This window comes from Prosthecobacter sp. (assembly GCF_044373815.1).
Taxonomy (GTDB): domain Bacteria; phylum Verrucomicrobiota; class Verrucomicrobiia; order Verrucomicrobiales; family Verrucomicrobiaceae; genus Prosthecobacter.
In genome coordinates this window covers 1-12,860 of sequence record NZ_JBIPNG010000162.1, presented here as the reverse complement: position 1 = coordinate 12,860, position 12,860 = coordinate 1, and the positions used below count along the sequence as shown (strand labels likewise).

Here is a 12,860-nt window from a genome sequence, read left to right as displayed (position 1 = left end):
AGCTGTGGCCGACCATGAGCGCCACGTCCAGAGCGGCAGTTACGAGAACAACGTTAATACGCTAGCCAAGTTCGCCCAGGCCGAGCTCACCATAAAAAACGACCCTGAGCTGCAGCGCCAGTGGGCGTGCATTAAAGCCACTTTCAATGTCCAAGCGCACGCCGACTACAAAGGTGTGATTCGTCGCACCATGGATACGGAGCGCAACCTGCGACCGTCGTTTTCCGTGAACCTGCGCAGCCGGGCAGATGCTTTTCGTGCAGCGTTCGACGCTTTTTGCCTGAGCTGGCATCTTTATGGCATGCAGCACGATGAGCCGCTGCTGCTCAAGCTGGCCGTCAACATCACGCCATATGGCACGATGATCCACATTCCTTCCTACTGGTCTTTAGATACGACCCGCGACATTCGCTGGGATGCCATCGCCAGCCTTCACCGCGTTCGTGTTACTGGCCGACAGGGAGTTGCACTCGCCGAGGGGCGGGCTGAACGGATGAAGCTCGCCGAGAAACTCCGGCAGCTCGATCAGGATGCCCTGCGGCTCAAACTGAAAGGCGAGAAGAAGCATGCATTCCTTTGTAAAGGACTCGGCTGGGTGCCTGAGACGAGCGCTAAACGTCTCAGCAGGTTGAGGTCGGAATTCAAAAAGTAGGACAAACATTGCGAACATTCAGTTTCCTGGCTTGATGAAGATGTGGGCTTATCGCTTCGGCCGTCATGCTTCCCTCATCCAAATTCACCGACAGCGAAACTCCACCGCTGGCAGATAAACCAGCGCTTCCCGCTGAAGCGTGCCAGCTTTCTTTACCAACACGGGTTGTTTGTGACGTGTCTGAGGTCAGTGCCTTTTCACCAGGATACAAAGGAACGCACGTTCCGGTGGTGGTCGCCTTTGGTGGAGGACGATTGCACGAATGCCGGATGAGCGGGCTCTTCGATTTGGACCGTGCGCTTGCGGAGAATTCAGAAGCGCTCTTTCGCTCCGTTCGCCGGCTTGATGAGGATCACAAACTGAACCAATGGGATGATCTCACCTTTCAATTCGGTCCGCGATCCTTTCTCTACGCCGACGAATCCAGGGTTCTGGGCTATGCAGAGACATCACAGGAGGCTGAAAAGCTGGTGTCAAAGTTTGGCGAGAGCTACAAGAAAACACCCATCCCTAGGGGCGGCTCATTTTATCTCATCAGGACAGGCCGTGAAATCAGCCGTGAACTTGTGGAACTCGGCACAGAAACCATCCTCGACGATGAAGTCTTCAGCCTCCACTACGGCCATGGCAGCTGGGAATGGCACGAGGATTTCATCGCCAAGCTTCGCGGCAGCAGCCATGGCCTCTCCATCTTTGAAGGGGCGCCCGGCACCGGCAAAACCTCCTACCTGCGCCACCTCATGGGCGTGCTCAAGGACACGCACCGCTTCTATTTCATTCCCACGGCCACCATGGGAGTGCTGTCCAATCCCGACTTTATCGGCTTCTGGGCCGAGCAGCGCCGTCGTTATGCAGATAGGCAGTTTGTCGTCATCCTGGAGGATTCCGACGCCGCGCTCATGATTCGTGGGGCGGACAATAGGGAGCAGGTCAGCGCCATCCTGAATCTATCCGATGGAATGCTCGCCGACTTTCTCCGACTCCAGATCATCTGCACCATCAACTGCAAAGCTGCCGACATCGACCAGGCACTTCTTCGCCCAGGTCGGCTGCTGAGTCATCGGGTCTTCCGCAGGCTCGACTACAACCAAGCATCACTCCTCGCTGAGAGTTTGGGAAGAACGTTGCCCACGGCCAGCGACTATTCACTGGCAGAAGTTTTCGCAGGCCATACTTCGGAAATAGTCAATCACCCACGGATCGGTTTCGCCACTTAATTCAGAAGAATATCAATAGCGCTTCCGCAAAAAACGACAAATGTGTTTCACGCCACAACCATATGCAATTCGACAAAGCCGCATACAAGACAGCAAAGGAACGGATTATCAGTCTCATCAAAGGTTCGCACGACTGGGAAAACACTGAGGGTTTCATCGCCGACGGAGTGATCTGCCCGGATGTTTATGAGAAGCAGCCACTTCGCATTCTTTGCATCCTCGCAGAATCTTACGGCTACGACGGAGATGGAATGGTGGACATCGAGGATCAGCCAAAAGACGACATCATGGGACTTGGTAATCATACTGTGCAGACTCCACGAAAGTTGGCAAGCTTGCTGTACCTACTCCAACGCTCCGCCGAGGAAGGTGCCAAGGTTACACCGGAAGAATGGGAAAAGGTTCCCGCACTATTTAGCGTCAGTGAGCAGAACACTGCGATTCTTCAAGAGGCACTTTCCAAAGTCGCCTGGATCAATGTCAAAAAGGCATCAAACGGCAATGGCACAAAACTGGATTCCTCAGAAGCACACTCACATGCACGCCGCAACGAGGTTGTACTCCGCGAACAAATAAAATCAATTGCACCCGATTTAATCATTGTTTGTGGGCAGGTCGCCTTTTCTGCGCTTCTCGACATGGGGTTGCTTGGACCAAAGACCGTTTCAGGACGAGGATGGCAGATTCAGGACGCGGGAAACGGGACACGTGTTATCGAACTTTCTCACCCTGCTTACTTTGAAGATTGGAATTCCTATGATAAAATCTATCGCAACTATGAAATCATTCAAAGCCAGTTGAGTCACTAGCATGACAGCAGGCATTTTGCTCAATCTGCTCATTAATGGGCTCCACAATCAATCATCAAAGACAACTCAGTTCGACCGCTGAAGACCTGCCAGAGCCGCACCATGGCGTAGGTGTCCAGTTTGCAATATGATTGGAGTTGAAGCTCAATTTCGCTTTTTCGTTCGGTAAGGATGCCAGGCGATATGGCTTCAAGGAAGGCTTCCATTGCCATACCGCCATCTTGCACCCCATCAAGTTGGTCGTAGCTCAAGTCGGGCACGACGGCAGGTAAAACCGCTTTGATGCTCCAGCTGCCTTGCTGGCTTGGATGATAATAACGGTTGCGAGCGACAGGCAGGAGATCGACCACTCTCTCGTTGATCGCAAGCAATGGGGCGGCTTGGTCAGGATAGCGGTCTGCCAACTCGCTAATGCGGCCTTTTTCGAAAGACGCATTATAAACAAAGACCGGTCCAAGTTCACCACATGAGGCGATCAAGGTTTTGGCAAAAGCCTCCGATGGGTCGTTGCCCGAGACGTCGAGAAAAGAGGAGTGAGTCAATTGGCCGGTTTCCGTCAAAACGTGCAGGCTGAACTGGAATGTGATTTGCTGGTAAGGCCGCGTTCCTTTCCAGATGGGCACAGCAAACATGATGCTCTCAAAGTCGAGGAAATAAGCAGGAAAGCCGTGGGGTGCCAGATCCGCTGCAGCACCCACGGCGTCGAAATAGACCGAGCCGGCCAGCGTGTGCTGTTTGACGAGAGATTGCTTTCCGTTGAGCAGCTCGTCAGGCACCTCACGCAGATCGGTGATTCCCTGAGCGGCCAGTTGCTCGCGTTTGGTGGACGAGAATCGGGGCAGCCAGTCCACGGGAAACTCGGGCAGCACGACATCTTTGTAACAGTAGTTGCAGAAGCCGCATTCGAAAGGCGAGTAGCAGTGATCACCAACGGCAATCTCCGGCTCGGCAGGGAGAGCGGCAACGTTTTGGGCTTCGGCAATCCAGCCTTTGACTTCTTCGGTGCGAGCAAAGGCTTCTGCGGTGAGGTCGCTTTCCTTGAGAAGACCTTGGTACTTGTTGTCGCCTGGATAGGTCCAGGTGCTGTCAATGTGCGCCAAAGTGACAGATTTTAAGTCCACTCCGCTGGCCTTTGCTGCGAACGCCTGAACAGCAATGTCGTCACGGTGATAATCCTTCACGCCTGTGGACGATTTGACTTCGACCATCCGCCAGCCCGGATTTTCGCCATTAAAGTCAGGCAGCATGACATCAGCAAAAGCCAGCGCCCCATCCGCCTTGAAGCCAGCCTCAAAGACCGGCTGCTTGGAACTCTTGAGCAGCTCTGCAGTGCGTGCGAATGCACCATCGAAGCCTTCCGCGCTCACATCAATAATATTTCCGCTGCCATTGGGATCATAGAGGGTCTGGGCAATGTCCCCAACCTGATGTCCAGTCTTAAACCTGGCCTCCGTGGCGCTTGAATCCTCTCGCAATTCGGGTCGATGGATCTCCAGCCACAGACGCTTAGGACACTGACGAAAGGCCATCAGTTTGGATTTTGAGAAGTGGCGCATTTGAAGGTCGTTTACGTTTTTGTGGTGGTCGCTGGTAGCAGGCGTCGTGTTCACATACCCCATGGGGTGGGACATTTATAGGGGGGCGGCATTTTATTCGCCAGAAACCTTTCTTGGCTTCTCCACCCGCAGCACGTCCAGCGTGTAACCAGCTCCATTCTCGAACGGCTTCACCTCTCCCGTTACCTGCACGACGGGATAGCGGACAGTATTCAGTCCATAAACCCGGTAGGCGGCAGCGAAGATTTCGCACTCCACGATGCCGGTGCGGTCGCAGATGGAGATGAACTTCATGGGCTGGCCGTTCTGCTGCAGGTGGGAGCGGCTGACGATGATGAGGCCGCAGACGGTGACACGTTGATTGGGGTAACGGTGAAGGTCGGCAATCGAGCAGTACGTTTGCCAGGAAACCTGCGGGTGCAAATCCAGTGGGTGGCCGCTGACGGTGTAGCCGAAGAGTTCCAGTTCATCATGGAGCTTTTGCAGCGGGGTGGGTTCTTCGCGGAAGGTGGCGCGGATGTCGTCTTCGCGGGCGGTGTGAAAGAGCCAGTCGGCCCCGGCATTCACATCACGCGAGCTGTGTAGGCAGCGCCAGAACTGCTCCGTTCGGGAACTGCCGAGGGAATCAAACGCACCGGCACGGATGAGGTTCAGTGCTTCGGTGCCTTCGGGAAAAACACGTTCGCAGAAGTCGCGCACGCTGTTGAATGCAGCGCGGGCACGTTCACTCCGCCAACGGGCGAGCGTGCCCTCTGAGAGGTCCTTGATGCAGCGCAGAGGCACGCGGATGGCTTTGCCCAAGGAGGGTGCAGGCGTGCCGTGATCCACATTGCTCTGTTCCACGGTGAAGACATCGCTGAAGATGTTCACGTCGGGAGAGAGAAAGCCGATGCCGAGGCGGCGGCATTCGAGGGTGTAGACCAGCGCGGAGTAGAACCCTTTGCCATTGGTGAGCACTCCCGCCATGAACTCGGCGGGGTGGTAGTGCTTGGCATAGGCTCCCTGATAAGCCTCCACGGCATAGGCGGTGCTGTGTGCTCGGCAGAAAGCGTAGCCTTGAAATCCGGCCACAAGATCCCAGACATAGGCGGTGCTGCGGGCATCACGCCGACGGTCCTTGGCCGCCTGCATGAATTCGGCTTTCACTTCATTGATCTTGGCGCGGTCCTGTTTGACCAAGGCACGCCGCAGCACATCGGCACGACCTGCGGGCAGTCCCGCAAAGGCCTCGCAGATTTGCAGGATGTGCTCCTCATAGGCCACCACGCCAAAGGTGGAGCGCAACACCAAGGCAAGGCTTTCATGAGTGTAGTCCACCGGTTCAAGCCCCTGCGCACGCCGGGCAAACTGCGCCTTCTTGAGGCCATTGGCTGCACCGGGGCGGATGACGGAGACGATGGCCACGAGGCGGTCGATGTCGCGCACATCGGCCATGCATGCGAGGCTGGTCATGGCGGGGCTTTCGATGTGATGAACGCCTCGTGCATTGCCGGTGGCGATCATGTGCCAGAGACCGGGATCGCTCCACGGCTCAAAGGGTTCTGTGCGGGCGGGCGATTCGGTGCCGCCATGAGAGCCGACTTCAAGGGATGGAAGATCAAGAGCAAGCCCCTGCGACTGCAAGGTGGTCTGGGTGTCCCTCAGCACGGCCAGACCGCCCTGCGCGAGGATGTCGAGCTTGATCAAGCCGACCGCCTCCACGGCATCCATGTCAAAATGAGTGGTAGGCCAGCCTTTGGAGCTGATGAATGTGGGCGTTTGAGCACGAATGGGATCACGCGAAAGCACCACGCCGCAAGGATGCATCTTCGCGTAGCGCGGGAAGCCATCGAGCATTCCGGCCATGAGCAAGGCCGTGCGCAGCGGCTCCTCCTGCCATGCGGTGTGGTCGCACTCACGCGAGTGCGCCACAGCATCGGCCGCGTGGCGTGCATCCGTCCACGGCATGTGCTCGGTCAGGCGGCGGATTTCGTTCTCGGCGACACCAAGCACCTTGGCCACATCCCCAAAAGCGGAGCGTGCCTGAAAGGTGTTGAACCCGCCGACGATGGCGGCGTGCTCGGGGCCGTAACGATCCAGCAGCAGACGCACCACATCGTCTTTGCGATCATGTGCGAAGTCGATGTCGATGTCCGGCAGCTTTTGCAGCGCCATGCGGTCGCGGTTGAGGAATCGTTTGAAGTATAGCTCAAAGCGGATGGGGCACACGTTGCTGATGCCGAGGGCGTAGCATACCAACGAATCCGCCGCACTGCCACGGGTGATCCAGCCAATGCCAAGCCCTGCGCACTCCTGTAGCAGGTGCCAGACGGTGAGGAAGTATTCCTCGTAACCGACCTCCGCGATGATGGAAAGCTCTTCGCGCAACTGCGCCTCGTGCTGTTTTGCCTTGCTGCCGTAGCGACCACGCAGACCGTCGTGTGCGAGCCGATAGAGCATGGCCGCAGGCGTGCTGCCATCGGCAGGTGTGTAGCGCGGGAAGCGCAGGGTTTTGAAGTCGAAGGCAAACTCGCACTGCGCGGCGATGTCTTTCGCAGCCTGCATGGCGGCGGCTGAATAACTCCATTCCGCTGGCGGGTGAAAGCCGAAGTTGCCGCGCCGTTTTTTAGCGTGCTTCTCATGCAGCAGCGTCAGCGTCTTCATGCTCTGCACGATGTCAAAGAACACCTTGTCCTCCGCTTTGTGATAACGAATCTCCGGCAATGCCACGTCAGCACTGTCGGTGGCAAGGAGGATCAAGCCCTCCCGGTGTTCCTGCATTTGCGCCGGCGTAATACAGGCGCCGTTGTTGTATGACAGCAGGCGGCAGAGATTCTGGTAGCCGCGCCCATTCTGCACATAGGCCAGCAGGGGCTTCTTATCGCAGCACAGCTCCGCACCAATGATGGGCTTGATACCGGCGGCGGTGGCGGCCTGGAAGAACGGCACGGCCGCGTGCAGGTTCCTGTCGGTGATCGCCACGGCTGGCATGTCATGTGCGGCGGCTGCTGCGATGATGGCGGGAATGGTGAGCGTGGAATCGAGGAAGCTGAAGCAGCTCTTCACATTCAGCGCAGGCACGGCGAGACCTGCTGTGTGGCGAGTGATGATCTGCGGGCCTGTGGCAGAGCCAGGACGCTCACGGAGGACACGGTTTGTGGTGGTGGCGCTGGGATCGGTGACGAGCTGCGGTTTGGGCAGGGTTTGCCGAGGTGCCTGCCTGTGCTGTGAAAGCCAGAGGTCATGCCCTCGCATGATGCTGCGGTGGCCACGGCGAAGATCATCCACAATGAGGGAAAGCGTGTGTAGGCGCTCGCGCTTCATGTCGGACTGCTCCAGTGGTAGCACATTGCAGAAGCCCGTCTCATACACCTTGGTGAAGCGCAGGCCGATGAGGCGCACGCTGACACGGCGCTCCCACGCACGGGTGAGCATGGCCTGCAGCAGCGGATATAGATCATGCTCCAGGTCGGTCGGTTCATCGAGACTGGAGGAGCGGGTCACTTCGTCCATGTCGTTGTATCGCAGGCGCAACGTGACGGTGCGGATGCTTTTACGATCCTCACGCACGCGGCGCATGAGGGTGTCCGCCATGGCACGCAGACGGGCGATGATGAAGGCGGTGTCCGTGGTGTCCTGGTTGAAGGTTTCCTGCTCGCCATAGCTCCTGGCCGCAGGTGCATCGCAGACTACCGGGCGGAGATCGTTGCCGAGGGCGTAGTCATGCAGGGCAGGGGCACCACTGCCCACCAGCAGTGACAATTCATCCACCGGAGTGCGGGCGATGTGCTCGACCATGCGCAGGCCGGCGGTGTTGAGTTTGGCTGCGAGCTGCGGGCCGACCTGCGGCAACCATTTGTTTTCCAGAGGCCAAAGAAAGCCCTGCTCAAATCCTGGAGCCACCTCGATGAAGCAGTGCGGCTTTCGCAGCTTGCTTGCGATCTGTGAGACGAGCTTGTTCGTGCCCACACCGACAGAAACCGATAGATTCAAGCTCTGCGCGATGGCCTTCTGCATTTTCGCGGCCGTATCGCAGGCCTTCGTCTGCCGTGCGCCGTGAAGGTCCAGGTAGCATTCGTCAATGGAAGCCAGCTCCACGATGGGCGTGAAGTCGTAGGCATACGAAAACATGAGGTGCGAGAAGCGCTCATACTTGTCGAAGTCACAGGGCAGCACGACTAAGCCGGGGCAGAGCTTCCGCGCTCGTGCGGTTGGCATGGGAGTGTAGATGCCCAGCTTCCGCGCCTCATAGCTGGCGGAGGCGATGATGCCGCGACGTTCGCCACCGACGGCCACCGGGCGGCCCCTCAGCTTTGTATCGGCGGCCTGTTCCACGGAAGCGAAGAACGCATCCGCATCGAAGTGCAGAATCATGGCGGATCAGCTCTTAAAGAACCGCAGGAGTGCGATGAGCACCCCCTGGATGGGGTCGATGTCAATGCAGCTGTGCATCCGCCCTTCCTGAGCCTCGGGCTTTCCAGCGATGATGCTGCCCAGAAGGGGGATCTGGTGGCGAATCCACGAGCGGGCTTGGGCCAGCCAATGGAGTTTCAAATTGTGGCACGGGTGGGTGATGGGCATGGCGCACCCGATACTGTTCTTTAGAACAGTTGCAAGTCGGGAACGGAATACCCTGCCTTCTGTGGAACTCGCCACGGTTGCAAACCAGCAGACGGGTTTCGCCGGTGCTGGGAGTCATCGAAACCCCTGGCACTTGCGAATACCGAAGTGCTCCCACTCAACTGCCTTGATCAAACTTCCCGCCATCACCCTTTTGCTTCTGGTCCTGTGCTGCTCATTCGCCCAGGCTCAAGATGCAGGCATGGTTGCGATTAGATCCCTCACGGACCCGGCCAAGATCGCCACACTCAAAGACCCCCATGCTTGCAATGACAGGCTGCTCAAGGTTGTTTACTGGCTTAATCAGGCACAACAGGTAGGGCGAGACCCCCAAGTGATTCTCGATGCCTCTCTGGTCCAGCAGCCAAGGATTGGCATGCTGAAGGAGTCCTTGCTGCGAAACCTGCTCATTGCCAATCGTCTGGGACTGCTCACACCGGCGAACCTCGATGCCATGAAGCGAGGGAAGTCACCCACTGTTACCTTGGGACCGTATGCCGGTGAAATTGCCGAAGTGGATCACATCCTTCCCTTCGCCAAATTCCCTCAATACGGGAAAGAATTCTGGAACCTGGAACTGATGCCGCAAACCTTGAACCGGAGGAAGGGCGATACGCTTGGGCAGAGGCAGATAGATCTGTTGAGGAAACTGGATCCCTGACTAGCCCGCGGAAACTCCAAAGCATTGATTTTTAATCATTTCACTGACGCTCACGGTGGAAAAAGTGGAAGGCACAAATTTGCGTTCTCATGGAATTTGCGTGGTGGGGCGCCTACCCAGGGTCACAGACGAGCACGGAAAGAGATTCCCTTGCACGGGACGGCACACATCGGCACGATTCAATTTGCGATACACAACGCCCTCCACCACCTAACTGGCCAGGTTGACGAATTTTGGCGAACTCCGTAGGTGCTGATGAAACCACCCTTCATCACCATGCAAACCGCCAAAAACTCCCGTGAATCCGCCCTCAAAGGCGACGACCAGATCGCCTTCGAGAACGGCACTTCCTTTGAAGAAGCCTGCTCCTACCAGAAAGCTCTCGACTGGTATGCAGAGGTGAAGCCTAAGGGCGGCCGTTGGGACATGAGCGCCAGCGCCGGACGCGTAGCGATACTCGTGGCCTTGGGTCGGGCAGCCGAGGCCGTCGAGATCGGCCAGCAGGCCCTTCAGCGCATGCAAAAGCCGAATCCTGAACTGCTTGGCGAAACCGCTCGCGCTTTGAATGAGGCAGGTTCACCACACGAGGCGCTACAGCTATGCCGCCGCTGGGTGCGGCATCCGGCGAACTGCCAGCAACCGGCCTTGTGGCACTCCGGCGCGGCTTACGCGGCGCTTTGCGGCCAGTTCGAGCGCTCGCTGCGCTACCTCATTAGTTACCTGCACTTCTGTGAAGGCAAACTGACCGCCGATATCCTGCTCGACCGTGATCTCGCCCCGTTGTGGCATCATTTGGAAAACGATGTGCTGTCTCCCTTGGAGGTTCGTGCCTTGCAGCATGAGGTTTGGAAGACCAGCCGCGAGGCGATTCGGCAGAAGCGCGGCGGCCTTAGCTTTGAAAGCTATGCACACGTTCCGCCCTCGCTGCGCTCAATCCTCCGCGTCCACACCCGCAGCATGAACTGGGTTCCGCATCGCCATACCCCGCTCGCCCAGCGCACCGCCTTCGATGCCTGGTGCCAGGCTGTGCGGGATTCCTCGCTCGCCAGTCTCGATGCCGGGCTGCGCAAAGCACTTGCCATGCAGCCCGCCACCAGCGGAGAATGCGCTTAAATCTCTCATGCCTGCCTCCGTCCAACTCCACATCACTGAAGGCATTGCCAAGGGCAAGGTCTTCACCTTCGCCGCGCACGACACCTTCTTCCTCGGGCGGCATCCTGACTGCCAGATGCATCTGCCGGATGACACCTGCGTCTCGCGCCATCACTTCATCCTCGAAGCCTGCCCGCCACAGGCCTGCGTGCGTGATCTCGGCAGCCGCAACGGCACCTATGTGAACGGGCGCAAGGTCGGCGGACGCAAGGAAGGCGAATCACCCGAGGAGGGCGCACGCCGTGCCTATCCCGAGGTCACGCTCAAGCATGGCGACCGCATCCAGGTAGGCGATACCGCCCTCGAAGTCCACGTCACCCAGGCGGAGAAGCAGGCCGGGCCACCGCCCGTCGCACCCGTACCCAGCTTCGATGAACTCAACCCCAAGCAGCTTGCCGATCTCCTGCTCAAAGCCGCAAAGAAAGGCAAGGCACCGCGTCTCGACATCCCCGGCTACCAGATTGAAAAAGAGTTGGGCCGGGGCGGCTTCGGCGTCGTCTTCCGTGCCCGTCGTTTGAGCGATGGCGTGCCCGTCGCCATCAAGGTCATGCTGCCCCGAGTTGCCGTTCCTCCAGTCGAGATCGAGAAATTCCTGCGGGAGATGTCCGTTACCGCCCAGCTTCGTCATGCGAACATCGTCAAACTATTCGACCAAGGCCACAGCGAAGGCCTCCCCTATTTCATCATGGAGTATTGCGATGGCGGCAGCCTGTGGGACCACATCCAGAAACACGGCGGCAAGCTCCCGCTCAAAGTCGCCCAGCCCATCATGCTCGCCGCGCTGGAGGGCCTGGCTCATGCGCACCAGTCCGGCATCGTTCATCGCGATCTCAAGCCAGCCAACATCCTGCTCGACCGTGGCATCACCCGCGTCTCCGACTTCGGCCTCGCCAAAAACTTCCAGCAGGCCGGCATGAGCGGCCTCAGTGTTACCGGCAACTACGCTGGTACCCCACTGTTCATGCCCCGCGAGCAGCTCATCAATTTCAAATACATGAAGCCTGTCTCCGATGTCTGGAGCATCGCCGCCACTTTCTATTTCATGCTCACCGGAGCCTTCCCATATCCCTTCACGAAACAGCGTGACCCGATTGATGTGATTCTGAATGAGCCCATCGTGCCGCTGGAGAAGCGGGACAAAATACTGCCGCGCAATCTCTGCGCCTGCATTGACAAAGCACTTTCGCTGAAGGCGACGGACCGCCACCCAACGGCGGGTGAGTTTCTTCGATCACTTCGCACAAGCTTCTGACCGCAACCAGTGCATGAAATTTCCTCTGCCAACTACAACCGAAGAGATGGATGCCTATTTGAAGGCGTCATTTGTTGGCCGCACGCGGGAACAATGGATTGAATCTCTTCTTCGTTTGAGGCTTTCAGATGAGGAGGCTAGAGCGCGAGCACCAATGGTGGATCAAGACATGAAAAAGGTTGGATGGCCTCTACGGCCAGTCGATCTTCCTCATTTGGGCTGGTTTCTTGAAAACAATTACCCTATTCCACTCAAATACGCGATTCCCGACACGAGATGGGATGTAGATCACCCTGGCGAGCAGAAAGCCATGGAAGGCGGCTGCCTCACACACGGTGACTTTGCCTACCTTTCCAAGTGCTGTCTTTTGGGGCACTCACTTTTGCCGGATATGTGGCCCTCGAGGTTTTCCGCAGACTTGTGTCATCCAGAACGTCATCTCGATGTTTTGAACGAAGTCTGGTGGCTTGGCCGCTTCGTGAACGCCCGCTCCATCGCATATGAACCATCTCAAAACGGCGGGAAACGCCCCGACTGGACTTTCACTTGTGGTGTTGACGGTGAGGAGCTCAAACTGAGCGTGGAAATCAAACGACGGCCTGCCACCACGCGCCTTCAAATCGGGCAGGCTGCACAGATCGACATTTTCAGGGATATTGCCGAAAAATTCGCCCCTGAAGCCACGGACCACCTGCGCCTGGCCTGCATCACAGTCTATTGTACCATCAACCGCGCCTTTCAGGAACGTTGCAACGCATGGCTGAATGAAAACCGATCCGTGGTTGATGCCATTTTGTGTTTCTCCTTCTCCTCACAAGAACACGCGCCCTTTTTCGTGGCGCCACTGCGTTTGGAGCCATTGTTCTCCAAGATGCTGCTACAAACCCTCAATGATGAAGATCTCGGTTTCATCGGATACGTGGATCATCCACAGCATGACATAACCCCGACAGAATACGCCG

10 protein-coding genes are annotated in these 12,860 nt (G+C 57.5%); 7 read left to right on the top strand and 3 right to left on the bottom strand.

The genetic code is table 11. The annotated features are described in order from the left end of the window. The 3 genes from ACIREA_RS14595 to ACIREA_RS14585 all read left to right on the top strand — a co-directional run. On the top strand, positions 1-652 hold a 652-nt coding region (locus ACIREA_RS14595), incomplete at its 5' end, for a hypothetical protein (RefSeq protein ID WP_397383015.1). Between the two features lie 269 nt (positions 653-921). Continuing rightward, on the top strand, positions 922-1,869 hold the full coding sequence (locus ACIREA_RS14590) for an AAA family ATPase (protein WP_397383014.1): 948 nt from the start codon (positions 922-924) through the stop codon (positions 1,867-1,869). A gap of 62 nt (positions 1,870-1,931) precedes the next feature. Beyond that, positions 1,932-2,678, top strand: coding sequence for a uracil-DNA glycosylase family protein (locus ACIREA_RS14585; RefSeq protein WP_397383013.1), 747 nt, complete (start codon positions 1,932-1,934; stop codon positions 2,676-2,678). A 32-nt stretch (positions 2,679-2,710) separates the two neighbouring features. Here the strand turns inward: ACIREA_RS14585 and ACIREA_RS14580 are convergent, their stop codons facing one another. From ACIREA_RS14580 to ACIREA_RS14570, 3 genes are read right to left on the bottom strand one after another with little or no spacing between them, the layout of a single operon-like run. Next, positions 2,711-4,288: a DUF2779 domain-containing protein gene (locus ACIREA_RS14580; protein ID WP_397383012.1), complete on the bottom strand. Its 1,578-nt coding sequence runs from the start codon at positions 4,286-4,288 to the stop codon at positions 2,711-2,713. A gap of 39 nt (positions 4,289-4,327) precedes the next feature. Beyond that, a complete protein-coding gene (gene dnaE, locus ACIREA_RS14575; RefSeq protein ID WP_397383011.1) occupies positions 4,328-8,587 on the bottom strand; it encodes a DNA polymerase III subunit alpha in 4,260 nt (1,419 codons plus the stop codon). A 6-nt stretch (positions 8,588-8,593) separates the two neighbouring features. After that, a complete protein-coding gene (locus ACIREA_RS14570; RefSeq protein WP_397383010.1) occupies positions 8,594-8,794 on the bottom strand; it encodes a hypothetical protein in 201 nt (66 codons plus the stop codon). A gap of 166 nt (positions 8,795-8,960) precedes the next feature. On the opposite strand from ACIREA_RS14570, the gene ACIREA_RS14565 reads away from it, so the two are divergent. From ACIREA_RS14565 to ACIREA_RS14550, 4 genes are all read left to right on the top strand, one after another. Continuing rightward, entirely contained in the window at positions 8,961-9,494 is a 534-nt protein-coding gene (locus ACIREA_RS14565; protein WP_397383009.1) for a hypothetical protein, read from the top strand. A 255-nt stretch (positions 9,495-9,749) separates the two neighbouring features. Continuing rightward, complete coding sequence (locus ACIREA_RS14560; RefSeq protein ID WP_397383008.1) at positions 9,750-10,607, top strand: hypothetical protein; 858 nt, start codon at positions 9,750-9,752, stop codon at positions 10,605-10,607. A gap of 7 nt (positions 10,608-10,614) precedes the next feature. Then, complete coding sequence (locus ACIREA_RS14555) at positions 10,615-11,898, top strand: protein kinase (protein ID WP_397383007.1); 1,284 nt, start codon at positions 10,615-10,617, stop codon at positions 11,896-11,898. 13 nt (positions 11,899-11,911) lie between these two features. Beyond that, the coding region (locus tag ACIREA_RS14550) for a hypothetical protein (RefSeq protein ID WP_397383006.1) at positions 11,912-12,860 on the top strand (949 nt) is incomplete at its 3' end.

Coding starts and splice junctions, on each gene's coding strand:
- ACIREA_RS14560 (WP_397383008.1), top strand. CDS start 9,750: ATGAAACCACCCTTCATCACCATGCAAACCGCCAAAAACTCCCGTGAA.
- dnaE (WP_397383011.1), bottom strand. CDS start 8,587: ATGATTCTGCACTTCGATGCGGATGCGTTCTTCGCTTCCGTGGAACAG.
- ACIREA_RS14570 (WP_397383010.1), bottom strand. CDS start 8,794: ATGCCCATCACCCACCCGTGCCACAATTTGAAACTCCATTGGCTGGCC.
- ACIREA_RS14585 (WP_397383013.1), top strand. CDS start 1,932: ATGCAATTCGACAAAGCCGCATACAAGACAGCAAAGGAACGGATTATC.
- ACIREA_RS14590 (WP_397383014.1), top strand. CDS start 922: ATGAGCGGGCTCTTCGATTTGGACCGTGCGCTTGCGGAGAATTCAGAA.
- ACIREA_RS14555 (WP_397383007.1), top strand. CDS start 10,615: ATGCCTGCCTCCGTCCAACTCCACATCACTGAAGGCATTGCCAAGGGC.